Genomic DNA, 26,294 nt, shown 5'->3' with positions numbered 1-26,294 from the left:
TATATCTTAGTTTTAAGATTCATTTTATTTCTCACATTCCGGACGGACGTACCCATCCTTTTGAATACACATTATACATCTGGCGCAAAAGCCAGTCCAACGGTTTATAAGTATAAGAATACTCACCGGAAATAAATCCCCAATCATAAGGAGGATAGATGGATTGCCCCCAATAAGCACCATCATCCATCATAGCGTTAATGCCATCTCCTATCGCGATATCGTTCACCATTCCTTCATACATATTTTGCTCATTGGCTGTAAGATCAAACGCATATACAACAATATTATTTTTCTTACGCTTATTCATTTTCCAATCCACCATCCTATATTGCGATTTATCTCTCAAAGGATTTTCTCCTTTTTCATATAATGGAATAACCAGACTTCCATAACATTCCGGTGCCAACCCTATAATAGGTTTACGAGTATATTCACTATAAGGATGCTCTGCGTCCCATGGTTCTATAATCTGTATCACTTCTTTTCCACTATCATACGCATGCCACGCATAGTCTATATACTTACCTACCTCAATGCCGCCACATCGATTTACATCATAAAAATATTCAGTAGCTTCTCCTTTATCAACAACTGTCAGCAACTTTTCAGGAAGTGCATCCCGTAATGCTTTAATGAGTTTAGGATAAGAGGCTGTATTCATAGCAAACATACCTTCCTTGCTATAAGTACTCACCTTATCCCAAAGATTTATTCCATCCAAACGATAAAGTTCTACCACATTTTTCACCTGTTGAACAAAATCTGCAAGCTGCATATCGGTTAAATTACAAAAGCCAAATCCTTTATTACCATTTTCAATGCTAAGACATACTTTACGTCCGTGTTCCTGAAGCGGACGAATAAACTTATCCGCCTTTTCCAACACATCACGTATGTCACTACTCAAATTGAGCAGTGCACGTCCTGTTGCAGGCTCATAGTCCATTGTCACAATTCGCAGATTCACGATACTACCTATATTATGTAAAGTTTGAGTATAATCCATCTGATTAATTTTTTGAATTCCATAAACGTCAGCTATCAACGGTTGATAAGTTGAAGTATTCACATAGAAAACAACAAATGCATCAGGTAACATTGACGGCATATCTATTTGTTCATACTGGTTATTAGGATAACAAGTCGTTATTCTTTTTCGAATATTTACAATATAATAAAGCACCTGTTTCTTAGTATCCACTTTTACTCCTGCAGGTATTTCTTCCATAGTTAATGGCAAAAGATATGGAGTATCAGTATTCAGTCCGGCTGTGGATATAGTAAATTTGATTTTGGCAGATTTTTGTTCTCCAGCATCTATTGAAAGAACTCCACTATTTTCGAACCGCACATTCTCAACCGGCAATGTATTCAATTTGGAATCGTTTTCCTTATTATAATCTTCTACAAGCTTTTCGCTTACAACGGCTGTCGCAGTCAACCTGCTTCTGGCTGATTGTGACAGTGAATAGAATATTTCCTCTGTGACAGATTCGTCCCCTTCCGCCAACTCAATAAATGCTTTATTAGTCAATGTAGTTGTGTTACGCAGGGCACCTGCTATATTATCCATAGCCGCCTTGTCAGGCATTCTGTCCGCATTCATTGAGATAGTATCTTCAGTACATCCTGTTACTCCTATTTTCAGTAACAATACTAATATAAAATGTATGATAAGATTCTTTTTCATATTGATTTTTTTTACTTCGATGGGTTCATTAATTGAATAGCCGTTCGTGTAATCCCGTAATTCCTTATCGGACTATAATAATCATTACCTATAGCATAAATACCCAATCCAGCTAATGGACCAAGAGCAATCACACGGTCAGTCATTAAAGTTACAGCCTCTTGTTTTACACCAGTCTCATCAATTACTTGTCCGCCCATTTGAACAGATAACAATAATTTATCTTTAAACAATAAACTATTGGCAAGAATCCCCGTCACCTGCAATTTCAAATCGGTAACATTAGTCAACTCTGCAGTATTCAACACAATATAATTCAATTTGTCAAAGTCTGCTTCATCAACGAAAGCCGGGTTTCCTTCCAATACCAATAATTTATCCTGTCCCGTAGCAGTAGATAATTTAGAAACAATCAGTCGTGATTTCTCTTTATACGATGCCAATTCAGCATCAGTTCCATTATAGAGCGGAAGACCGGTAAAAGCAAATCCGTCCAGATTGAGTTCGGCCGACGTAGCAATTTCTTTATCCAACCAACTGTTTAATGCCGTCATATCCGTTAAGGAAGAGGCGTGAGCTACATAATCTATCAAATAAAGCACACGGATACTCTTTTCCTGCAATAGAGGGATATCCTCCCGATCATAATCAGAGATTTGATGAGAATTACCCAAGGTCACAATATCCAACGAATCCGGCAATGACCGAAGATAACTACCTTCATTTAGCGATTTTTCCGGAGAATTATCAAAGTGGGCATATGATAAGTAATGTTCACTTTGTTTGTAAGTACGTAATGCCTGCATATAACGCGCCCATAGTTCCGGATTCTGTTCTTTCGCACTATTAATATCAATATCTACAATTTCAGGTTCATTCCAGTCATCACAAGCAACAGGCAATAAAAAAGCCGTTAAAAACAGAAAACCATAAATGAATTGTTTATATATTATTGTTTTCATATAAATTCTTTTTCATTCTTTTATTCGTATTCAAACTCTCTCATCAATTGAGATAAGATTTCTTATCCCACCACAATCTCGTTCCCCCATTGTCAGGACCTCCCAACATACCTATCGCCAAATTGATATTCGAAAGATTTTCAGTATATTCTGTAGGCGGATACCACAAACGACGGATCATATGCTCAGAACTGATGCTACCACCACTTTTGTTTTCTATAACCGGCATAAGATGAGGATATCCTGTACGGCGGAGTTCGCTCCATGACTCAACACCCAAAGGAAAATTAGCAATCCATTTTTGAGTGATGATACGTTCAAGATTACGTTCAAAATTATCCGCACCATCTTCCCAAGCAATAGTAATAGTACTTCTCGGACCCTCCCAATCAGTATAGGCAAATGTCGGATCATTGTACGCTTCCGGAGTGTCAGTCGAATTCTCCGCATAGGTTTCAGAGCCCGACAGACCATATTGTTCAAAAGAAAGGGCTATCGCCATATTATATAAATCTTTAGCTTCCCCACCCATATTCCAACCTCGCAAGGCACCTTCGGCACGTAAGAAAGTGATTTCTGCGGCATTCATCCATAAAAAAGGACTGGTACTGCTGATAATCGGTATGCTGTATGCATTTACCATCTCATCCTTGGTAGTCACATCAATGCCAATACGAATACCCGCATATCCATCAACCTCTTGCGGTTGGAAGTTTTCATCATATACAGTCATTTTCACTGTAGTGAACATCTTTTCCCGACGCGGATCTTTATAACCATTCATATATGAGATAATATCAGCCCCCGCACGCTGGTCATTCCAGTCATTAAAAATCATGGCTACCCTATTTTCTTCCACTTTCAAGAAAGCGTTATCAATTATTTCCGTCATTACGCCTGCCGTTACAGCTTCTTCGGCTATTCGTTGTATTTCCGCCTGCATTTCCGGTACATAAGTCAAGCGCATGGCCATACGCAATTTGAGTGAATTAGTAAATTTGAGCCATTTGGAAAGATCGCCTTGATATACATCATCAAATTTACGAAAAGCTTCCGCACTCAAATTGAGATTATCCCTAAGGACATCACTCACTTCGTCTAATTCACTAAACATTTGCTTATATACCTCTTCCTGCGAATCATAAGGTACGGTAAGAGAAACCTTACCTGTTTTAGAAATGATTTTTGAATAAGGAATCGGACCGTACATATCTGTCACACGCTGCATGATGACTACACGAAACAGTTTTCCCAGTGCCAACGCCACAGGATCGTCTGTTTTATCCAACAAGTCCCGATAAAACGGATAAGTGCGGGTGACTAAATCTGAAAAAGGAGCTTCTTGCCAATCTATTGGCGGATTATAGGTTTCAAACTTAGCCGTCCATTCTACAGTACAACCAATGTAACCGGCAAACGCACCTGCGCCAAGTGCTTCAACAAACTGATAGAGATGTTCTTCCGTAGGAATCACCAACCCTTGTAATCCTTTAAGACTGGCGCCTACGTTATAACTTTCACGACCCAACTCTTCTTTATCAACCTGATAATCCTTCCGGTTGATTTTATCGAAATTATTCGTACAAGCGTAACCGACAATAGACAATAGTGCTAGTGAAAACAATTTTATGATAGATGTTATATATTTCATAGTAACTACTTTTTATCTGTTAAAAGTTGATTTTCACATTCAAACCGACATTACGGGTACTCGGCAACATGAAAAAGTCGATCCCTTGATAATAGTTGCCTGTCGTTGCAACGGCTTCCGGATCAAAAGGAGCTTTATTATAAATCATACAGAGATTGCGTCCCACAACAGACAACTGAATATTGCATACATCATGCAACCATTTACGTGGAAGCGTGTAACCGATAGCCGCCTCCTGCAATCGAATATTGGTAGCACTATAAGTATAATACTGTGGCAAACCACTTTGTGAACCGATAGCCGTGAACCATGTCTGCGCATCCACCCTATTACGTCCATTCACTAATACCCCACCATTATCACGGGCAACCGCCGAACTTTCAGACACCCCATATTGATCCATAGCTGCTGCAGTAGCCGAATAAACAATACCGCCTATACGCGCAGTAACTAAAGCACTGATATTAAACCCTTTCCATGAAAACTGATTGTTCCATGCCAAATTACATTTAGGGAAAACACTTCCTAATTTAATATCAGGTCGATTATTCACTGTTACTAATGTACCCGCAGGAGAAATTTCTACCATTCCATTGTCATCCCGCTTCAAATCAGACTGTGTGTAAAGGTCACCCAGCGAACCTCCTGTTTTCAAGATGAATCTGGCTTTTCCGAGTCCGCCTACATCCAGCCGATCTTTATTTATAGGCTCACCAGTCTCCGGATGTATATAGTCCTTTACCAATTCTATAATTTTGTTCTTGTTATGACTTAATGTAAAATTACTTTGCCAACGAAAATCTTTCTTCCATGTATGTCCATAACCAAGCGAAAGCTCCACTCCTTGGTTACGTACATATCCTGTTTGAAGGTAAATGGTAGTATATCCGGATGATACGGAAATTTTCGGATCGAACGTCTGATTAAATGTATTAGCCAAATACCATGACAAACTAAGATTAAAGTCCTTGAAAAGCCGCATATCCAAGCCTAATTCCCACGAATCGGTCCGTTCAGGTTTAAGGTCACCAATAGGATAATGTGTTTTCGGCTTCCACGTTTGAGTAGTTTCGTCATACTCAAAAGTAGGCGATGTCAAGTTACGAGGATAAGGCATACCTACCGAACTAAACGAACCACGTACCTTCAGATAATCCACGAAAGAAGGTAGTTTCACCATCTCAGAGATGACAGCCGAAAATCCAATTGACGGGTAAAAGAAACAAGTAGAAGATGAGTTTGCCAACTGTGACGCCCAGTCATTACGTCCGGTCAGCGTAAGATAAAGCATACTCTTCCACCCTACTTCAGCACTGGCAAATATAGACTGCGTCTGCTCTTCCCATTCATCCTGACGTGCTTTCTTCTGCGTATTGTCAAGATCAAACACATTAAAAACATTGGGAATACCATTGGCGCGTATCGGTCCACGATAACTCAATTCGTCATACTTATTATCTACGATGCTCGCCCCGATATTGACCACAATAGAATAATCACCCAAACGTTTATTTATATTTGCCAACGCATCAGCATACACTTGTGTTTCGTCAGGTTTAGATATAGCATAAAATCCCTGTGCACTACCTTCAGTAAGAGTAGTATTGGAACTTGCATATAATTTTTGTTCATATTTGGTACTGGAATTATCAACCCGAACACGCCCTGAAATATTCAGCCAGTCTGTAATATCATAACTTAAAGAGGCAGACAGCATATAACGCTTCTTGTCATTCGTCCGTAAATTGCGATAAGCGATCCAATAAGGATTCTGCATCCGCAAGTCTCCTTCCCCTTGAGGCCAAAACATGGTTTTAATCTTACGGGCCGGATCCCAACGTTCGAACACTTTTATCAAATTAAAGTCGTCGCCACGTGGAAACAAATAAACAGGAACTATCGGATTTGAGTAAGCACCTTGATTAGTCATATTGCGGTCATTCTGAATAATATAACTTGCACCTACATCAAGCTTCATCCTGTCATTCAGAAAGTTTGTAGTGTTACGGAAGGTAAAATTAAAACGGTTGTAACGGTTGTTTGGTACAATCCCTTCCGAATTGACCGCAGCAGCAGAAAAGAAAGTCTGATTCTTATCTGTTCCCGTTGATAATGTAACGGAATTGGTATAAGTTATCCCCGTATCAAAGAAATCACGTGGTTCATAGTTTCTACGAGAGGCGTCATTTAATAAAGTCCCCCAACTCAACGTAGTAGAATTACCAGTTTTTCCCGAACTGCCTGTACCATAGCGATTTTGAAAACGTGGAAGTACGAATGGCTTAGCGAATTCTGTATTACTGGATACAGAAACCTGCAATTTACCAACCTTGCCACGTTTCGTATTAATAACAATGGCTCCATTTGCCGCATTACTTCCATAAAGGGCAGCTGCGGCCGCTCCGGTCAACACAGAGATGCTTTCAATGTCATCCGGGTTGATGTCGGCAATGCTTTCAGTCACTCCCTGTGAGCCATTCTCCATACTACCGCCACCTCCGAAATTAAACATGGGAATACCATCGATAACATACAATGCATTACTACTTTGTTCAATCGACTTTGTACCACGCATCACCACCTTACTAGCCCCACCTACTCCTGAAGAACTACTGTTGATATTAACTCCTGCGACTTTACCATTCAGGCTATTAATAAAATTTGCATCCTTGACATTTGTCAACTGGTCAGATTTTACCTGTTGCACATTGTAACTCAGAGCCTTTTGTTCCCTCTTGATACCCAAGGCAGTCACAACGACTTCATTTAGCGACTCTACATTAGCAGACATTTGTATATTGTATACATTCTTATCTGCTATTTTTACATAAGACGAAATATAACCAATATAAGTAAAACTTAGTATACTACCTATAGAAGCTTTTATGACGTACTTACCATCCAAATCTGTGACAGTTCCATCATCAGTCCCTTCTACCCGTATATTTACTCCTATCAGCGGTTCATTATTCTCATCAACAACCCTACCTGTAATCTGTTTGATAACCACAGTTCCAGTCTTTGGCTGAGGAATAATATTAATATAATTTCTTTTAATTCCATAAGAAAATCCTGTTCCTTTAAGGATAATCGAGAGGGCTTTTTCCAAATCAATATTTTTCAAATTGAGATTGATAGCCGGTTTATCAATTAATTGCGAATCGTTATATCCTACCGAAAGCTTTGATTGCTTTTCCACTTCTTTCAGTGCTTCAATAACAGTTATATTTTCTTTTTGAATAGTAATTTTCATACCACTTTGGGCAAAAGCTGTAGCTTGTATTACAACCATAAATAAAAACAACACAAATCTTATCCTTTTTGCCTTCTTATCATTTTTCAATGTATAACTGTGTAACATGAATTTTAAGTATTAGTTTGCCAACTTTTTTATTCGCAACACATGTCTATCTGTTTTAATTTTCGATTTCATATCCAAGGCAGAAAGATTCCTGGCATAGATACTTTTTCACATATATCTTTATTATTAAGCAGTGCCTATCAACAAATGAAAGGCATCTACAGTTTGTATATTCAGGTTAATTTATAAAAGACCGGAAGTGTCCTTCTCTGAAAGTCTATCACTTCCAGTCTTCAATTCATTCACATGGAGCGTCCTGATATCTTAATAATTCTTCGCATAGATAGTCGTCGTACGAGATACGGTCTTGCCTCCCCAAACTCTTGAAGCAAAGTTATTCATTAAGCTTGTTTGACCGGACTCGCGTAGATTGAACATCATAATGGCGCCATAGCCACTATAATTTGCAGCGCTACTTTGTATCACACCTGCACTTGGTCTACCATCCGTACAGTGTATTGACATCTTTGCCCATTTGCTATTCCCTAATCCGGCCGGAGTACTCCAATCCGCCCCGAAATCAGGCCACATGTAACTAATGGCATTCATTGTAGTCGCATCAAAATTTGTATAACCACCAAAACTGAATACTGTAATCAGTTTATCAGGCAACAACTGACGCACTCTTTTTACAAGATTTCCAAAAATCGTAGTACTTGGTGAAGGCAAATTAGAAGGTGCCTTCCAATAGTCTGCATATTCATCGTCAAAATCCACACCATCTAAATTGTATTGCTTAACACAAGCGGCAATCTGTTGTGCAAAACGTTCAATCATGGCCGGTGTCAAGTTACAGAAACCCACTCCGGTGTGATCACCCAACAGCCCTAAAGAGACTCTGATACCTTTCTGTTGTAAAGGAGCGATAAGCGTACCGGCATTGGTCAATATATGAGACTGATTATTGTTATGATACAATTGAACAGTACTAGCCGTACCCCGAATATTAGAAGCAAACAGAATCACATTATCAATCACCTGCTCTTGCGGATCCGTACCTGTAAAATAGTACTCTCCTGCATTTAGAGGATTTACATCATTAGTTTCAATATAAGTAGTCAACTTCGGCATCTTGTCGCTGACGCTGCGAGTAGCTGGCGAAATACCTTGTTGTTGTGTTTCTGCCATGTAGTCATCATTACTACAACTTGTGATCAAAGTTCCTGTCACCATTGCTACAACGAGCAACAAGAAGTATTTCAAATTTTTCATATAGTATTACTTTTTATATGGTTACTATTTCGCTTAGGTAATGCGTTCTAAAAGTTTAATAATTCCTCCTTTCTCCGTTTTAGTTATTCGACATACCTTCCACCGCTTTAACTTTCTAATATCAAAATTATTTCTGCATAATATAGCATTTATCATGTTCTATCTTAAAATATAAATCTCCTGCTACATCAACAATGACATCCATAACTTCAGACAAAGGTGGATTATCCTTAAACCTGAAACTATAACGATCATTCTTTAAGCTATGCTGATTATAAAAGAACTTACAATCGTACTTACGTTCCAATATCGTTATAATCTCCGTTATAGTTTTCCGATTAAATACCAACCCACCTTTTTGCCATGCTGTCACATCCTTCATATCAGGATAAGTCAGAGTATCTTGACGGCTCTTCCTATTATACCCCAATTGTTCATTTGGTTTAAGCAATATCTTTTTAGTCAAATCAGCGAATTCCACAAGAACACTTCCTGTTATCAGAGTTGTAAAAATATTCTCGTCTGAGGTATATGCAGAAACATTAAATTCGGTTCCTAAAGCTGTTACTTGAAAATCATTGGTTTTGACAATAAATGGTTTCTCTTTATTAGCTTTTACCTTAAAATTGGCTTCTCCAATTAGAAAAACACTACGATACTTTCCAGTAAAATGTTCGGGATATAATAGCATACTACTTGAATTCATACTTACCCGACTTCCGTCAGGCAAAAAAAATGCCTTCATCTGAGTGCCCGATATGCATTGCTGAATTATTCCTGAGTCACCTTTTTCTGACTTACAAAGCAGATATCCTAAAGAAATAGATACTATTAATAATACAATTGCTACAGATTGCCACAATCGCATAAACAGGTTGTTATCAGACTTTTGTTGAGGTTTTACATGAGCAAGATTGTTATCCGATCTCCAACGCTCCAGTGATTCTTCCACATCGAAGATTTTTCCTTTTTTTCTTGCTTCTGAATAGAACTCCTGTAATACTTCATCCTTTTCTTTTTCATATTCATCATTAACCAACCACCTGTAAAACATTTGATTTGTTTGTTCCGAATAATTATGTCGGGCAAAAAGGGATAATATTTTCTGAAAATAGTTCTTCATGTTATCGTTATATTAGATTTCGGAATTTCATATATAACGATTGAAACATTCCAGCTACTTAAAGAAAATACAGGAAAAATAAAATTAAAATGATTCTCTTTAAAACTTGAAGCGACAAATATATCTGATGCTCTATTGTACGAACAGAAAGATGTAAGGATAATGCAATCTCCTGATTGCTCATATTATTGAAACGGCTCATCTCAAAAATCTTTCTGCGACGTTCAGGAAAGTTTTCAAGAGCCATTCTTATTATTAGTTGTATTTCTTTATAATAAAGCGAATTTAACGGATCTGAAAGGCCTAACAAATCCTTAATTGTACTTTTCTTTATTTGTTCCTCCCGATAATCATTTTCCAGTCTTTTGTGTTTGATAAAATCAAATGCTACATTTTTTGCCATAGCGTATATATACCCTTCTTTTCCATCATTATTTTGCCACGTCTCAAAATTAGTCCATAATTTGGTAAATACATCTTGAGCCAAATCTTCCGCATCTGCTTCCGATTTAAGAAACATATTGATAAAAAATTTCACTGAAGAGAAATGAGCTCTAAATATCATTTCAAACTGTTCTACTAAACAATGGTCTTGATTCATATAAGGTTACACTTTTGTTTGTGTTACCTTACAAAGATAGAATAACTTATCTAGAATTAAAAGTAATAATGATTTTATTTTTAATAAAATATTACCATACAATTAGATAGAGTATGATTTCTTTGTTATATCATAGTAAGCGAAGTATTATACCAATAATAGTTATAGACCATGTACTAGAAATCCATCCAATTGTTTCTTGATATTCTCGAAATCCTGATTCAGATCAAGTGTCCGGTAATATATGATATTCCCATCCCTAAATGTCGTCTGTCCATCAGGTGTTATATCTTCTTCTGTCTTGGCATACAGCAACATTCCATCCACATTCCCAGTATGATTAACATCATAATTCATTATATAAGAATGGATTTGATACAGGTTATTAGAATGAATAGTTCTCTTGTCAAATTGACATTGCATTGATTTACTATAATATTTGGTATCAATAATCAATGTTCTCTCTTTAAATGTCAACGTTATATCCGTCCGCATTATAGGAAGAATGTTGGAAGTAGACTGTTCTTTATCAATATTCCAGTCTATTTGAGTAGCTTTTGCTTTTAATTCCGGATAATGCTTTCGGTAATATTCCAAAACAAACTTCTCATAAAGTCTACACATATGTTCATCGGAAAAATCCCTCATTTTATACGTACCCCTTTCCGTAGTCATCAACATCCCGTCGAGAATGAAATAACAAACATATAGAAGCATCTGATAAGTCTTGCAATTTCTATCAAAGCGCATAATAGTCCAGTTTATTGTCAGAATATCAATAACTTCTACATTGCTAAAGAAAAGCATAAGACGCTTCAACGAAGCTTTCCTGTCCGATTTGACTTTCGGATGTTTCAGCAAGAATTGAACAGTCGTCTTTAATATCTGATTAAACTTGTTATTCTCTGATAATTCATCATACTCACAATCTATTTTCTGTTGTTTTCGCATCAAATTATTGATAGTACCATTTATATCAAGCTTACCCTTCAACGTAGATAATGAACCATGACAGGAAATATATTCTTTATGTAACCCCTGCTTAAGTTGATACGAAATACCACGAACTAGAATTTCAGCAAATAAATCATGAATCTCGTCAAATTCTTCACCTGCTATTTCTTCATAGTTGTTCTGCTTAAGCTCTTGAAAAGCATAAGTCAACATATAATAGATATTGCGAATGAATATACCTTTGTCTATTGTCATTTTATCAGGCTCAATAATTTGTCTGTTTCTTCTTTGAATTTCTTATCATTGTCAAACCAATATTCGCGTAACATAGGGGCAATATCATATTCAATCACATTTCCAAGCCACATATTATCAATAGATTCCTGATTACAAAAATAACTATGACCGATACAAAAGCCTTTTCCGAGTGAATCATCTTTAGCAATCTCAACATTCAGAGCTTTGATGGCATCAATTACCCTATTAAAGGCTTCACAAGCAAGATTCTCCTGATACTTTTTGAAACCATCCGAATCAAATCCCGGCACCATATCAAAGAAACTGAACCGACGACGTAAAGCATAGTCAATCATAGCTAGGCTACGGTCTGCCGTATTCATCATACCTATGATATAAAGATTCTCTGGAACAGAAAAATACTCATCATTATATGCAAGACGGATTTGATGTTTTTCGCCCCGATAATCGTTTTCAATAAGCATCAGTAACTCACCAAAAATCTTACTCATATTTCCTCTATTAATTTCATCAATAATAAAGAAATACTTCTTATCCGGATCACTTTGGGCTTTCCGGCAAAAATTATAGAATACCCCTCGTCTAAGCTCAAAACCACCATCTTCTTTTGGCTTATACCCCATCACAAAATCCTCGTAGGAATAATTCTGATGAAATTGAATGAACTCTATTTTAGTTCTATCTTCTTCTCCTATAATAGAGTAAGCTAAGCGTTTTGCCGAATACGTTTTACCAACACCCGGAGCGCCTTGTAATATGACATTTTTCTTTGCCAACAACAGGCTTCTCAATTTGTTATACTCTTCTGATTTTATAAATACATTATCCAAAAAATTTGTTTCGGAATATTGAGGATTATGCATAGGATTTCCGCCACGTATTAATTTCATCAATATGTTATACTCGTCTTTTGTCAGTTTGAAAAACGAGCCGTTCTTATTCTTTAGGAATTCCATACCACTTAATTCCGGTATATCCTTTATAACTGAATAATCAACAGGATTCAATAAACTTTCAGTCTTTTTGAAATATATTTTTTGTCCATCAGCAGATTTGGCTATTTCTGCAATAGCTACCACCTGTTTAACAGGAGTAGCTTCATAGCCAATAACAACATCTCCTTCTTTTGCATCAATAAAATTTTGAAATACCCTTCGTTGGTTTCCACTATCATTATAAAGAGTATAGTCTTGTATTTCGCCAACCGGAGTTTTCGAAAAGCTCCATATCTTAGGACTAGCCACAAGCCACCAATATTGTTTTTGAGATTTATTTTCAAATAGCTTCTCCAAAGATTTCACATAATCCGGCTGCTTGGTTATATCGGTCAAAGTTTTTTGGACATTCTTACCTACTGTCTCCCATTCTCCGACATTCGTCCATTGCATTTTACGAACATTCTTAAAATCAGGAAAAGAACCATCAAAAGCATAGTCACTTTCCACAGTACCCCGCCCTATTATTTGATTCTGACCTTTCTTGACTATAATAATATCGCCCACTTGCATCTCATGAGCAAACTCCCATAATGCCAAACTATCATTTTTAAACGAAGCCCCCGGCTTGCCATATATATCCTGCAATTTAGCTGCCATTTCTTTCTTAGAAGAGTATTCCAAAAGGTTACCCATATCATCCCAACCAATACACATTATGTTTTGAGATAAACACACATCCCACTTAGATGCATTTTCTCCCGGAGCATATAACCAAATCTTATGTCCCATATTTGAACTATCTAATTCATTTACAATATTTAGTAACTCATCATAAAATTCGAAAAGGTCTTTTTCGCCTTTCTGTTCTATCAGGAACCTTTGCAAATCAGAGATTTTAGTTTTATTTGTGACAGACATCCCCAAATAACGAGCCAACTTAACCAACATATCACGCTTATATACTGGTATTAGAGTCTCATCTGAATATAAGAACGCTATTTTCCATTTGTAAGCATCACCCAACTCATCTATTTTTTCTATTGCTTCCAATTCACCTTTGCCTGCATGTTCTGCTATTTTAAATATAGTACTTCTGACAATAGCAAATGCTTCATCAGCAGTCTGTTTATCATATTTGTTATACCAAGCATACTTATCATTGCTAACAATACGAGAATCATTCTTATTGGGTTTGTTTCTATATTCATAAATACCAAACTTATAAGAAGAGCCACCCCAAATAGAACCTAAATCATATGTTTTAGATTCAACCCAATAACAAAATGAATTCTGTCTTTCGAGATTTGTATATTGCGTAAGTGTCATTTCTACAAGATGCTCTTTCGGAAAAGCAGCTTGAAAATCTTGATATATCTGTCTTCTGTCAATCATACTCAAATAGTATTAGAACTTTTCTTCATTAATTCACCTTCCAATGCCTTATTTTATCATGTCCAATTCTTTCAACAATGTAATCAAAATCACCCTACAACAGAACAAACACCTTTATAAAAACAAAATCACCTGCCCATGAATTACTTTTTAAGTCACAAAGATACAGAATAGTTATTTTAATATAGTAAACACCTGTGTTTTTTATCGAAATATACCTACTATCTATATTACACAAAATAATATTGTCGCTATTAATAATAGTCATGCAATAAACCACTTTTGTTTATTACTTTAAAACCACATAAGTACCATTATGAGTAGGTAAGCGGAATTATCTGCTCCATAAATAGTAACGATGTATTATGAAATTCATAAAGTTATCATGAGCGAACAATATAGTAGTGCGGAGAATATGGCAATGAAAGCGGTATCTTTATCTGCTTTTTCGGCAATTAATATCGTTGACATAAAACATAAGGTTAAATCATTATTAAGCTTGATTGGCCGTGATGGTGTATTCGATGAATATACCAAACACGATATAAGTCATATCGACGGCATGCTTGCATCGTTGGATTTTATTATTCCAGAAAAAGTAAAAGGACAATTGACTGGAGCGGATTGGTTGCTGATCGTATTGTCTTTTTATTTTCATGACTTAGGCATGTTGGTTACAAAACAGGAGTATACAAATAGAAATCAATCAAGAGAATTCCAAAAGTTTAGAGGAAAATATATTGAGAATGTCTATAATCAATCATCTTTGGCCTCTTTGGATGCTGATCAACAAGAACGTTTCATATTTCAAGAATATGTAAGAAAACATCATGGGGAAAGAATATCTAATTGGATTTTAGACGAATCTAGTCCATTTGTTTCCTATGATTCCAATGTGACCGAAGTTGTTTCGGATTTAGTAAGCTGTCTGCCTCCATTGTTTAAGGTTGATTTGGCTAAGGTTTGTGCCAGCCATTCATTAGACGATCTTGATGACTTTGACAAGTATAAAGTTTCTCAATCGTACGGTAATACTCCTCAAGAGAGAGCTAATGTATTTTATGCGGCATTAATCCTTAGGTCAGCAGATCTCTTGCATATTACTCAAGATAGAACTCCACTTGTTGAATATCAAATAATTGCACCAACAAACCCAATTAGCCAAGAGGAATGGGCCAAACAAAGAGCTGTAGCAAGCATTACTCCAAAAATTCCATTAGATGACGAAGGAAATAAATGTCCGAATCTTCCAAGTGATACTTTGGAAGTAAATGCTTATTTTGAGAATGAACGAGGTTTTTTTTCTCTCATAGAATATCTTAATTATGTAAAGGTTCAGTTGAAAAATAGTTTTCGGCTGAATGAGATTGCGAAGAAAAGACACGCATCATTATATGATTTTCCTTGGAAAGATATTGATGACTCTTCTATTCAGACAAAAAATTTTGAAAGGAAGCAACTATCATTTACAATAGATCAAAATAAGGTGTTAAGTCTTTTGGTTGGGGAAACATTGTATAATAACTTATCTGTTTCATTACGAGAATTGTCTCAAAACGCAATCGATGCAGTAAAAGTTAGAAATTATGAATTGCACTCCACTCTTGATTCAACAGGACAGGAGACTTATATACCTAAAATAAAAGTTATCTGGGATGAAAGTACGAGAGAACTTATTATAATGGACAATGGGACTGGTATGAATCTTGATATAATAGAAAATCACTTGTTAAAAGTGGGATCTTCGAGATATCAAGATCCTGATTTTCAAAAGAAACATCCCGGGTATAATTCAATCAGTAGATTTGGTATCGGTCTATTAACATGCTTCTTGATTGCAGATGATGTTGACATTCTCACTACCATGAATCCTGAAGATAAACCTTTGTTACTTAAAATTAGAAATGTGCATGGGAAGTATCTTCTAAAACATGGAGTTGAGAAAGGCTCAAATCTCTTATTGTTGGAAGAAATTGGAACATCTATAAAGCTTAAAGTTCGCCCAGATATTAAAAACTTTGACCCTGAGAAAATCCTTCGTCATTGGATTATTATACCTCAGTGTGAATTCATTTTCTCATGTAATGGTGTAGAACAAAGAATAGGATATGATTCTCCTAATGCCCTTCTTCATCATCTCATAGATTCTGTTATACCGAATGCAGAGAGGCTTCACTATAAGGTGATGGAATACAATGACGAAGGAATTGATTTGTGTATTTTACTAAAGTATAATTCATACTTTAGAGAATGGTCTATGGTAGATGTTTATAATTGGGTTGATTTAAGTCATTGTCCTATCACACCAACGGGGATAAGCATAGAGGGCATTAGGATAGATTCTAATACTCCAGGCTTTTCAAGCAAACGTTTTATCGCGTTTGCCAATATGACTGGCGAAAAGGCTCCCAAAACTAACGTGGCTCGTTCCAATATCAATTCGGGAAATTTAGAGAAAACATTAGAAGTTATTTATTCCTTATATCTTAAAAACATATCAGATGAGAGGGAAAAACTTTGCAATGACTTTTCAATAACTTGGGCTGCAGAAGAATCCGACTGGCTTCTCTCAATTTTTTTGACTCGTCGAAATCCTAGGTTTAATGTAGATTTTTCGAATAAAGAGATACTCATTAGAAAACTATGTGAGATACCTACGATATTAATCGAAAAAGAGGGAGTACGTCAATTTATCTCCATTGCCGAACTTAAGAAAGGCGGTCACTTTTGGACAATCGAAAGTGAAGCATTTAATTCAGCAAACAGGTTGCTCAAAGAGATTAAATCAACACGATCTGTTGTTTCAATTTTGAGCGATCTATATGGAACAAATTCGGCGAATCTTGACAATGTAGATGTTCTGTTAAATAAAAAAGTTTTTTACAATCTAATTGACGAAATTCTTTTAACCGAGTTTCAGATTTCAGACATTAAGATTGTACCCGAACAGCGTAGATTAGATATTTGTTGGGATAAAATTTCAACAGAAAAAAAATGGATGAGATTTCCTAAGCGAAGGGATATGCATAATGATTCAGAATCATGTTTTGTGCAATTAAGAAGTTTGGACTTTAATTCTCATATAGAATATGATGGGATTAAATGTATATATGGAATTATTTTACTTAATAATTCTCCTATTACTAAATTTGTAGTGGAATCAATTCATGCATTGAATACAAATAATGAGGACGATCTTGCTGTTCTTTCAGATATATGCTATTTAATTGAGTTGGCCTTAACCAATAAAATACGTAAAGCTGATTGGCAACAACAGATTGAAAAGGTTTTTGATAGAAGAACAAATCCTCAATATCATGAATTTGCATTTAGCAAAATTTCAAAAGAAAAGTTGATAGACGCTTGCGAGAGGTCGGAATTTAAAATGTATGACGCATCTAAGTGGTACAGAAACACGGATAACTTACCATGGAGTGATCAGTCTTGGTAAATAAAATGATTCTCAGACTTCATTACAATTCATGGGCACTGTCCATCTGATTGTGTAAATAGAAAACTTCAGGATTCAGGTTTTATACTTGAATCCTGTTTTCAAATATAGTTATAAATTGATTAAAAATCAATGCCCAATTCCAAATAGGTTGATACCATTTCTTTTCGATTTCGTTAATAACCATATACACAGACTTTTTCAGGGCATCATCATTGGGGAATGACAGCTTATTTTTAGTGTACTTTCTGATTTTTCCATTCAGGTTTTCAATGAGATTAGTAGTATATATAATCTTTCTAATCTCAACGGGGGAATCAAAGAATAGGGTGAGTTCTTCCCAATTATTTCTCCATGAGCGTATTGCATAAGGATATTTCCCACCCCATTTTTGCTCAAAGTTATCCAATTCCATCTTTGCGGCTTCTTTAGTAGGTGCATTGTAGATGTTCTTTAAATCAGAGGTGAACTCCTTTTTTTCTTTCCAAACCACATACCGACAGGAATTTCTGATTTGATGTACCACACATATTTGAGTGGTAGAGGCCGGGAAAACACCCATCCAGAAAGCGGCACTCTCATTTTACCAACCCGCATGCCCAATACTTCTTTCAAGCCTTCCTTATTCAGACCTACACATAGATAAACAGTCTTGTTGATTACCTTGCCATTTTCCCTAACCTTGAATACAATGCCATCCAAACAATCATGTATAAGCTCTCAAGAGGACGATTCTGCCACTCTGAAACAGCCTGGCTAACCTTATTAGTAATAATAGAAATGGCAGAAGTAGAGAGATTTATGCCGTATATTTCCTGCATTTCCGATTCAATGTCAGATACACTCATACCTTTGGCATAAAGAGAGATAACAAGACGTTCAATAGATAAACCGCGGGAGTGATGCTTAGGAACTACAACAGGCACAAATTCACCTTTCCTATCACGGGGAACCTGAATAACAGATTCGCCCATCTCAGTTTGAATCTGCTTCCTATAACTACCATTGCGGGAGTTGCCACTATGATCTCCTTGATTGGAGTGTTTCTCATAACCTAAATGATTATCCATCTCAGCTTCCAGCATTTGCTCATAGACACGAGTATGAAGCTCTTTCATGAAAGCGGTTACATCTTCGCCAGTCTTAAACTTGGACAGAAACTCTTTGCTTAAAAAGTCTTTGGGAATGTCCATAAAATATCCTTTTTACAAAGTTAATATATAAATAAAAAAAACTACGGGGATTTCTCTCGTAGTTTTCTATTTACACAATCAGATGGATAGTCCCAATTCATGAAATCTGAAAGCTACTAAATTTCTCCAACAACCTATTTGTAAATTAACTAAATTCGGACTATAAATTCATCCAATTTCAGTGAATTTAGGCTATGATTGCCTGAATTTGTATTTCAAGCCATACTCTTCCAGCTGTAAGATAATTCTCAACTTAGCCAGTCGTTGGGATTTCAGTGCATCTCGGTTGGAGGATAGAAAAATATTATATAATAACGATAAGTAGATATTTCAGTAATCTCTTTTGTTTCTGAGTTGTTTTAGGACGCCCAACCACTTTCATGAGTAAACCTCCTGCGTGCTCACAATAAAGGGAAGTGCCAAAGTCATCATCATCGTCAACATATAGTAATTCATCCTCATAATTCTCACCAATAGAACGAAGTGTTTGAAGAGCTATGGCAATAGTACTATCCATATCTCCCAGACTCAAAAAGAAGTCTGCTTTCTTCAGATAAATATCCATTCGATTGAAAATAGTTTCCCAATCACAACTGTGATCATTATAACGATTATGATAACGAGACTTTTTACTGTCACCGGAACTATTAAAAATCTTTTGAATTTCCGTTCTATAATCTTTTCCCTTTGATGTAGAAGACCATTCCTTAACTATTAAAATAATTCAAAAGCGCTATTTTAAATTCCGGATTCATTGAGGCATACTCACTGATAAATTTAGAAAGTTCCTGCGGATTAATGAATGACAGCAATTGTTTGATGTCCACATCGGGTTGTACAACCTCTTCTTCCTTTGTAACTATTCTCATTTTTGAAAATGCACTACGACTCACCCGTTTATTATTATCACGAATTGCCAAAAGTACTGCCACGACATGCTTGCAGATTTCTCCATCATACGGACAATCACAGTACCAGGATTCTACTTCCTTTCCGTTCATAGATATTTCTACATTATAATCGTCCGTTCCCTCTACGATTGCAGTCCATTCACCGGGTGAGGTTTCTTCCAGTTCGGAAACGACATCTGTATCATAATACTCTTCCCCGCGTATCAATATCTTATAGGGGACAAAGTCCTCAAAATTATCCAGTGTAATCATATGACTAATTTAATACTTTATATATCCTTCTTGTTCATACGCTTTCCCATATTTATGAATCATTGTCACCAATGGTCTTATACGCTCATCAGAAACAAGCATACCTCTATAACGCAAATACTGGTTATCATAAAGCTGACGGTTTCCGGTCTTGAGACGCTTCTCCACATCCGCAGGAATGAAAAACTCCGCACGATTACCCAATTTAGCATAAAATTCATTCAGAAAGATGAAGACTCCCGCCAAATCAATGTCTCCGAAATGAATATAGCGATTGGGAATTATCTTTAGCCAGTTACACAAATCCTTCGATTGCGGATAACGGGACACGAAAAGAACTTTCATTCCTTCAAACAAGTACTTTTGGGCACGGATATGCTGAAAATTCTCTCCATTCTCTATACCTACTACTACAACATCTTCAGGAATACGGAAATATTCGTAATCCTGCATGAAGATGGAAGTGCCTTGCAAGGGAGAAAGAACACATGGTTTGCCATGAAAAGTAGCTTCTATAGGCGTATAACAATTGAGGAGAAAACCTTTGAACGTACGGGTATATCTCAATTTAGAGTCCCCCGCCTTCGCCACTTGCTCCGAACGTGACACTTCATCCGGACAGTTCTTCATCTCAATCCAATCTTCCAGCTCCATGCCGGAAGTATAATTCTGGGAGATGTAGATACGGCATCCTTCCGGGTCAATCATACGAAAACTACGCTTACTCCCTCGGGGAACAATAGTGATGATTCCCTCATCCATTAATCTATTTGCTATCAGTCCATCAAACTTTGTGTAAGGTATGAGCTCGCCGCCCAGCATTTTCAGAACCAGCCTCGCCATCGCCAATGTAAATAAACTGCCACTCATTTTTCTATCTTATTATAGGTTAACAATGGGACAACCAGGGTATTTGACCGCCCGTCTTTACTCAATAAATAGGTATAACGATAGTCTTCCACATTGTAAGTAGTGGGAGAACTGTTTACCAACAAAATATTCCGGCAATTGGCAAAGTCCAAAATACCTTTCACATTGTTGGGGTGTAACTTGCCTATTTCATCCATCATACAATGGATTTTAAAGTCACCAAACTTACGTGACGCCTTTTCTTTGAACACATTAATCAGCATGATATTGACCATTGCTTTTACCAAAATGTCCGTGCCGTCAGAACCTACATTGGCAATCTTCTCCACCCATCCCGTATCGTTATCATTCTCTTTCACGCGGAACTCCAGTTTGAATGTATCGGCAAGCGCCAACCGTCTGCGTCCCGGCTCGTCAAGCAGGAATTTCATAAACGACAACAAATGCTGGACAACCACCGCATTGACATCTTCACGGGAATCCTGCGAGAACAAGTCAACCTTTCCCATATTATATTGGTTCTCATCACTAAACCGTTTAATCTCCAGCAATAGCTGCATCAGTTTATCGCTGCTCTGAAGCGGGCGAAGAGCTATTTCCTTTATTACTCCGGCAAAATTCCGCTTGACAAAATCGTCGTTTATATCCTTTATTGTTCTGTGTATCTCGCTTTCATTACGGGTCAGTCCTCCCACTTCCTGCGAAATCCGGCGGATTATATCCGTATACCGTTCACTGATATGTTTCTGATAGTCGGAAATCTTATCATTATCCACAAACTCGCACAGATTGGAAGCGAAATCGTAGTAATCCTGTTCTCCAACCAGTTCCGTACGGAAATGAAACGTGTTTTTTGACGAGAAGTTTCCATTGAACTGCGTCACCGCTTTCTTGAATTCTTCTGTTTTTCTGATAGTGGATACGATGAGCGACTTCAACTCTTCCACAATAACATCGCAATTTTTCCGGGTAGGCTTCTCTCCTATTTCTGTCACAGAAGGCGGACAAAAAGTTTCATCTTTCCGGAACATATCCACTTTATTCAACCCGTCCTCCAATAAGTGCAATTCTTTGCTAATCCGCTCAAGATGCTCGTCCGCCCCTTTTTTCTGAATCTGCAACTTCTCCTTTTTCAGAGCGAAACGTTCGTCCAATGCAACTAGCTTCGCATCCTGTTCTTTCTTCCGCCTTCGCGTAGCAGGTTCTTTATCAAACAGTTCCTCCTTGTCTCTTTCATAATAAAGAACTTGCGGGCGGGATCTACCTATATAATCCAATTCTTTATTTATTTCGGCAAGCCTGTCATCATACTTGCGGATAGTGACCGTATCAGCACCCTTCCCATTCAATTCATTCTCCTGCGCCTGCTTCAATTCCTTTTTCCGCTCTACAATTTGCTGTTTCATCCGCTCTATCTCTTGCTGAATGCCGGCAACACACTCCTCCAGTTCCTTCCGGAATTCAGTCCTGCCGTCATTATACACTTTCCGGCAGGCTTTCAACAGTTTTTCCCGTTCCGCCAAATGCTTCTCCTTCTCTCCTTCCGCCACATAAAGACGATGGCCGATTTCATTCAGTTGCGCCTGCAATTCTTCTGTACATCCTCTTTTCCATTCCTCTTCCTTCGTCTTCCATGAGGCGTAATCGGCCTGCAAATTCTTCAATTTTGCTGGAATCTGCATTCGCTCAGCTTCCATCAGATGTTGTTCTTCCAAAATACTATGTATTTGCTTCGAATACTTCTTCTCCAAAGAAGAAACAACTTCCCCCTCTTCTTCTGCCAGTCGGGTGAGACGGTCGGTACAGAGTTGCCGGGCTGCTTGTTGCCTGCCGCGCTCCTGCTTCATTTCCTCGGGAGTGCGGACAGAACGCTCGATTGCTGCCAGATTGAGTGAAACGCCGAACAAAGTCGCTTCCTTATTCACTAATTGAGGTTGCAGTTCATTGTTGTACAACACCAGTTCCTCATCCGCCACCTTGCCTATCGTCTCCTGCCAATCCGGTTTGTTCTTCTCCAACCATTCACACAAAGAACCTTTTCGTTTCTCAATCAAGGCGTCCAATGTTTGTAACTGTTCTTCAATCGCACTCCGCTCTTTGCGAACGATCTCCATCTTTGCCTGAAATTTCCATTTCAATTCTTTCACTTTCCATTCACACTCCTGTCTCAACTGCTTTATTTCTCCTTGTTGCTGACGAATATTAAGCTCCAACTCCTTGTCCTTTTTGCGCAGTTCGTTAATCCCGTCTTCACAATCGGACATTTCCTTTTGATGGGGATGTTCGTATTTCACCTTTTGAAGTTTCAGGTTACACTTTGCCTGTTCATCGCGCAACTGCCGGATACGATTATCCACAGTCTGCACTTTCTCTTCTTGCGTTGCCCTTATTTTTTCTTCTTCCACACGAAGCTGTTGCATCAATTCCTCCTGCTTGCCGGCAATCTCCGCATTCCGAGCATTTATCCGTGCTTGCTGGCTATTCTCAAAAGTACGGAAATCAGCTTCCAGTTTCTCAAACAGCAATCGGTACTTACTCAATACATCCTCATAAGCCCTTGTCAGTTCCGATTTCATATTCCGGACTTGTTCAAGTTCCTGAATCAGTAGTTCTTCGCAAGATACCCGTTTGATGATTTCTTCAATCTGCATCTGCTCGTAATGCAGACGTTTCTCACGTATCTTTTTGAGCAAATCGCTTATTATACCTATATCCCTAATCAAGCCATCACGCTCATTGGTGTACTTTTGTTGCAGTTCACCCATAAGCCGCAGCAACCGTTCACGTTCCGTCTCCGCTTTAGCCTGTTCTTCCTTCACTAACGGAATCTCATGCAAAGCCTGTTTCTCCGCAAAGTTAAGCTCCGCACGCCCTTCACCAATCTGCTTTTGGGTATAAATCAAGTCACGATAGGCGTTCATTACTTTCTCCGCCATCTTCCGGACAGGCACTTCTCCATTCTTGTTCTTAAACCAAAGCATCACGTCCCTGTATTCCTGCTCGAATTCCTTTATCTGGCTACGATAGAAGTCCAAATCGACAGAGATATCCTCATCACTCATCGAACGGATAATGGTATCTTTTATAAAGTCAGCATCCAGTTTGGAATTTAAAAAGACGTTCTGTATCGTACGGGGAATATTCTGATATTTTGCACTTTCCACAATGGCAAACTTGCGGTAAGGTATCATTTCATGCTTGCGGTTATTACCGAAAATAATGTCCCGATACATTTCATAGCTAGTCACTTGTGCAGTAATCTGAATCTTCGAACCGATATGTTCGCGGATGCGTCCCCACTCGGAATGTACCACATTGTGTTCGTCAATGAACCAGTCCTGTTGGAATGGCGCATCAATAAAACGGAAAAACACCCGTCCCTGGGATTTGGCAGCTACCACACAATACGCCCCATTCTCCCGCATCACCTCATAGATAATGTAAGAATTGGCATAAGGAAAGTAAAAAGCATCGAAGCTTTTCTTCTCTTTCGGAATGCCCAGTCTTAGTTTGTCAGCATTATAAAAGAATAGGATGGCACGGAGCAGTGTACTCTTACCAACACCTTGCGTACCTATAAAATGTACGTTCCCATCCAACTTCACTTCCGCATATGGAATATGGGCACTGTTCAGAAAAATAATCTTATTCAGGTATCTCATCTTGCACCTCCTCTGAAATTGTGATACAATCAACCAAGTCCTCCATATAATGGAAAGCCGACAATACTTTATATGTCCCATCGAGTTCGTTTTCTTTCTCTATCAGTCCTATACTCTCCAGTTCTTTCAACAGTTTGCCGACAACTTCATCATATTTCTTCTTATCCGAAAACAGTTTGGTTGCCTTTTCTTTCAATTCGATATCGCATCCTATCTGAATTTCAATATCAGCAGCACGGAACAGAAAGCCCGGGCCGAATGCCGAATGATAGGTTTTTAGAAAACTCAGGTAATCAATCCACTTCTGAATCGCTTCCAGTTTACGTTCCAAATCGACTTTCGATTCCTTGCGAGTAAAGTAGTAATAACCGTCACCGCCTTCCAAATAGAAACCGATACCTTTATAGTAATCATAATAATCGGGCAAATCTTCCTCAATGGCATCATACAAGCGTTTCACTTGGGTAGAGACACTATTGGAAGAAATGAATCCCCCTTTGCTAAGTATATTAAATATTTCTTCAGTGTATTTCATGGTCATCTGTTTTTAGCATTCAGCATACATCATTTGGCATATATTAAAGGGTATTCCACTTCATCGGAGATTTCATAAGTATCCGTAAAGCGAAGTTCGTCGGCATACTGTGATGCCAGTTGGCAGAAAAAGATTAATTTCTCTCCACGTGTCACCTCTTTCCGGTAGCGATAGTTCATCACAAAAGAGAACAGGTGGGTGCTGGACGCCATAAATGAATTATGCACTTCCTGCAAGTTTACGGTATCTATCATTTGCGACTGCCCATCCAGGTATCCTTCTGGAATGGCATCTGCCAGTTGTTTCATTCCTTTCGGAGAATTTCTCTGCCGCGCGACAAGTTTCTTCAAAATCTGAAAAGCCTCATCGGAAGTCCGTAGATTATCAATGGAAAGCTTGATGCGATAACCGACCTGCGGCTCCATCCAGACAGGATTTTTTTGTGCGGCAACAGAACGGATACTTGTATGTTCTTCCAACAAGAACTGGTCTTTCAGGTACTTCAACTTCTTTACTTTCTCAAAGATGCGGTTCTGATAATCTATCAGATTCAGATAATGGATGATTTGTTTCTGGATTTCAATCAGGTTATGGTACGAGTCATTTAGCTGAAGTTTTACATCACTTACTACATTCCGCATCTGTACGTCCATCGCCACTCGGAAGAAAATAGGCTGTCCGTAGTCTATCAATTCCTCACTTTTACGGATCAGCAGAGCAATATTGTTCCGTTTCTCATCAAGCCGGACGAGTTTGGTTTTCTTTATCTTATAATTCGGTTCGTTCTTATAAGTATTATCCATGTTCCTTTTCAAGTCCATCACATTGCGGACTGTAGTCAGAGCGATGTTTTTTAGACAGCGTTTCACTTCACGCTGGTAGTTGTATTTACGTTGCTCGTTATTCTCTTTCAGATAATAGTCAATATTTTCATTCAGTCGCGTCAGGTAATCCTGCACGAAAGAAACATTGATTTCTTCATTTACTTCGAGCACATCTTCAAAGAATTTCAGATAGATATCTTCCATTTCCAGAAAGTCACCAGTATCCCGGATAACCCCATAGTCAATCAGATAACGGATACGCTCTTCTTTGTACTCTGTCATTTCAAGCGCATAATCGTAGCGGAACGAAAGAGACTTCCGTTTGGCAAACATTTCTTTCAGAAGTTCTTTCTCCCTGTCCAGACTTTTGACAAGTTCTTCTATAGAACGAAAAGTGCTCATATTAGTTTTGTCTTTTAATGATGTTTACTACTTCCAAATATTTACATAG

At 37.8% G+C, this 26,294-nt stretch carries 14 protein-coding genes and 2 pseudogenes; 1 reads left to right on the top strand and 15 read right to left on the bottom strand.

From position 1 onward, the window contains the following. Positions 1–31: 31 nt before the first annotated feature. The 9 genes from I2I13_RS07610 to I2I13_RS07570 all read right to left on the bottom strand — a co-directional run bounded on the left by I2I13_RS07610 (position 32) and on the right by I2I13_RS07570 (position 14,145). Positions 32–1,693: a BT_3987 domain-containing protein gene (locus tag I2I13_RS07610; protein ID WP_195649218.1), complete on the bottom strand. Its 1,662-nt coding sequence runs from the start codon at positions 1,691–1,693 to the stop codon at positions 32–34. An 11-nt stretch (positions 1,694–1,704) separates the two neighbouring features. Then, a complete protein-coding gene (locus tag I2I13_RS07605) occupies positions 1,705–2,655 on the bottom strand; it encodes a glycoside hydrolase family 18 (RefSeq protein ID WP_195649217.1) in 951 nt (316 codons plus the stop codon). Between the two features lie 43 nt (positions 2,656–2,698). After that, positions 2,699–4,306, bottom strand: a complete 1,608-nt coding sequence (locus I2I13_RS07600; protein ID WP_195649216.1) for a RagB/SusD family nutrient uptake outer membrane protein — start codon at positions 4,304–4,306, stop codon at positions 2,699–2,701. A gap of 19 nt (positions 4,307–4,325) precedes the next feature. After that, positions 4,326–7,667, bottom strand: coding sequence for a TonB-dependent receptor (locus I2I13_RS07595; RefSeq protein ID WP_195649215.1), 3,342 nt, complete (start codon positions 7,665–7,667; stop codon positions 4,326–4,328). Between the two features lie 264 nt (positions 7,668–7,931). After that, positions 7,932–8,879, bottom strand: a complete 948-nt coding sequence (locus tag I2I13_RS07590; RefSeq protein WP_195649214.1) for a glycosyl hydrolase family 18 protein — start codon at positions 8,877–8,879, stop codon at positions 7,932–7,934. Between the two features lie 127 nt (positions 8,880–9,006). After that, positions 9,007–10,002 carry a FecR family protein gene (locus I2I13_RS07585; RefSeq protein ID WP_195649213.1) on the bottom strand — a complete coding sequence of 332 codons (996 nt, stop codon included), beginning with the start codon at positions 10,000–10,002 and terminating at the stop codon, positions 9,007–9,009. Between the two features lie 58 nt (positions 10,003–10,060). Beyond that, entirely contained in the window at positions 10,061–10,603 is a 543-nt protein-coding gene (locus I2I13_RS07580) for an RNA polymerase sigma-70 factor (RefSeq protein WP_195649212.1), read from the bottom strand. 162 nt (positions 10,604–10,765) lie between these two features. Then, positions 10,766–11,812, bottom strand: coding sequence for a 5-methylcytosine-specific restriction endonuclease system specificity protein McrC (gene mcrC / locus I2I13_RS07575; RefSeq protein ID WP_195649211.1), 1,047 nt, complete (start codon positions 11,810–11,812; stop codon positions 10,766–10,768). Beyond that, on the bottom strand, positions 11,809–14,145 hold the full coding sequence (locus tag I2I13_RS07570) for an AAA family ATPase (protein WP_195649210.1): 2,337 nt from the start codon (positions 14,143–14,145) through the stop codon (positions 11,809–11,811). Before I2I13_RS07570 ends, mcrC begins: the two co-directional genes overlap by 4 nt. A 385-nt stretch (positions 14,146–14,530) precedes the next feature. On the opposite strand from I2I13_RS07570, the gene I2I13_RS07565 reads away from it, so the two are divergent. Further along, positions 14,531–17,596 carry an ATP-binding protein gene (locus I2I13_RS07565; RefSeq protein WP_195649209.1) on the top strand — a complete coding sequence of 1,022 codons (3,066 nt, stop codon included), beginning with the start codon at positions 14,531–14,533 and terminating at the stop codon, positions 17,594–17,596. Positions 17,597–17,678: 82 nt separating this feature from the next. On the opposite strand, the pseudogene I2I13_RS07560 reads toward I2I13_RS07565, so the two are convergent. The 6 genes and pseudogenes from I2I13_RS07560 to I2I13_RS07535 form a co-directional block, all read right to left on the bottom strand. Next, positions 17,679–18,789, bottom strand: a pseudogene (locus I2I13_RS07560) (transposase). A 340-nt stretch (positions 18,790–19,129) separates the two neighbouring features. Continuing rightward, positions 19,130–19,952, bottom strand: a pseudogene (locus I2I13_RS07555) (SWIM zinc finger domain-containing protein); the annotation flags it as partial. Between the two features lie 9 nt (positions 19,953–19,961). Continuing rightward, positions 19,962–20,822, bottom strand: a complete 861-nt coding sequence (locus I2I13_RS07550) for a hypothetical protein (protein WP_195649208.1) — start codon at positions 20,820–20,822, stop codon at positions 19,962–19,964. Continuing rightward, the gene (locus I2I13_RS07545) at positions 20,819–24,484 is read right to left on the bottom strand and encodes an ATP-binding protein (protein ID WP_195649207.1); all 3,666 of its coding nucleotides are present in this window, start codon (positions 24,482–24,484) and stop codon (positions 20,819–20,821) included. Before I2I13_RS07545 ends, I2I13_RS07550 begins: the two co-directional genes overlap by 4 nt. Next, positions 24,468–25,019, bottom strand: coding sequence for a hypothetical protein (locus I2I13_RS07540; RefSeq protein ID WP_004308256.1), 552 nt, complete (start codon positions 25,017–25,019; stop codon positions 24,468–24,470). The genes I2I13_RS07545 and I2I13_RS07540 overlap by 17 nt, the downstream gene beginning before the upstream one ends. A 29-nt stretch (positions 25,020–25,048) precedes the next feature. Next, positions 25,049–26,245, bottom strand: a complete 1,197-nt coding sequence (locus tag I2I13_RS07535) for a hypothetical protein (protein ID WP_004314780.1) — start codon at positions 26,243–26,245, stop codon at positions 25,049–25,051. Between the last annotated feature and the right edge of the window lie 49 nt (positions 26,246–26,294).

The organism is Bacteroides sp. D55t1_190419_B8, assembly GCF_015558905.1.
In the GTDB taxonomy this organism is placed as follows: Bacteria; Bacteroidota; Bacteroidia; order Bacteroidales; family Bacteroidaceae; genus Bacteroides; species Bacteroides vicugnae.
Note: the sequence above shows the minus strand (reverse complement) of the source record. Positions and strands in the feature narration are given on the sequence as shown.

Bases quoted from the DNA above. Each gene is read 5' to 3' on its own strand.
- I2I13_RS07600 (WP_195649216.1), bottom strand. From the start codon at position 4,306: ATGAAATATATAACATCTATCATAAAATTGTTTTCACTAGCACTATTG.
- I2I13_RS07565 (WP_195649209.1), top strand. From the start codon at position 14,531: ATGAGCGAACAATATAGTAGTGCGGAGAATATGGCAATGAAAGCGGTA.
- I2I13_RS07580 (WP_195649212.1), bottom strand. From the start codon at position 10,603: ATGAATCAAGACCATTGTTTAGTAGAACAGTTTGAAATGATATTTAGA.
- mcrC (WP_195649211.1), bottom strand. From the start codon at position 11,812: ATGACAATAGACAAAGGTATATTCATTCGCAATATCTATTATATGTTG.
- I2I13_RS07570 (WP_195649210.1), bottom strand. From the start codon at position 14,145: ATGATTGACAGAAGACAGATATATCAAGATTTTCAAGCTGCTTTTCCG.
- I2I13_RS07545 (WP_195649207.1), bottom strand. From the start codon at position 24,484: ATGAGATACCTGAATAAGATTATTTTTCTGAACAGTGCCCATATTCCA.
- I2I13_RS07605 (WP_195649217.1), bottom strand. From the start codon at position 2,655: ATGAAAACAATAATATATAAACAATTCATTTATGGTTTTCTGTTTTTA.
- I2I13_RS07590 (WP_195649214.1), bottom strand. From the start codon at position 8,879: ATGAAAAATTTGAAATACTTCTTGTTGCTCGTTGTAGCAATGGTGACA.
- I2I13_RS07585 (WP_195649213.1), bottom strand. From the start codon at position 10,002: ATGAAGAACTATTTTCAGAAAATATTATCCCTTTTTGCCCGACATAAT.
- I2I13_RS07535 (WP_004314780.1), bottom strand. From the start codon at position 26,245: ATGAGCACTTTTCGTTCTATAGAAGAACTTGTCAAAAGTCTGGACAGG.
- I2I13_RS07550 (WP_195649208.1), bottom strand. From the start codon at position 20,822: ATGAGTGGCAGTTTATTTACATTGGCGATGGCGAGGCTGGTTCTGAAA.
- I2I13_RS07595 (WP_195649215.1), bottom strand. From the start codon at position 7,667: ATGTTACACAGTTATACATTGAAAAATGATAAGAAGGCAAAAAGGATA.
- I2I13_RS07610 (WP_195649218.1), bottom strand. From the start codon at position 1,693: ATGAAAAAGAATCTTATCATACATTTTATATTAGTATTGTTACTGAAA.
- I2I13_RS07540 (WP_004308256.1), bottom strand. From the start codon at position 25,019: ATGAAATACACTGAAGAAATATTTAATATACTTAGCAAAGGGGGATTC.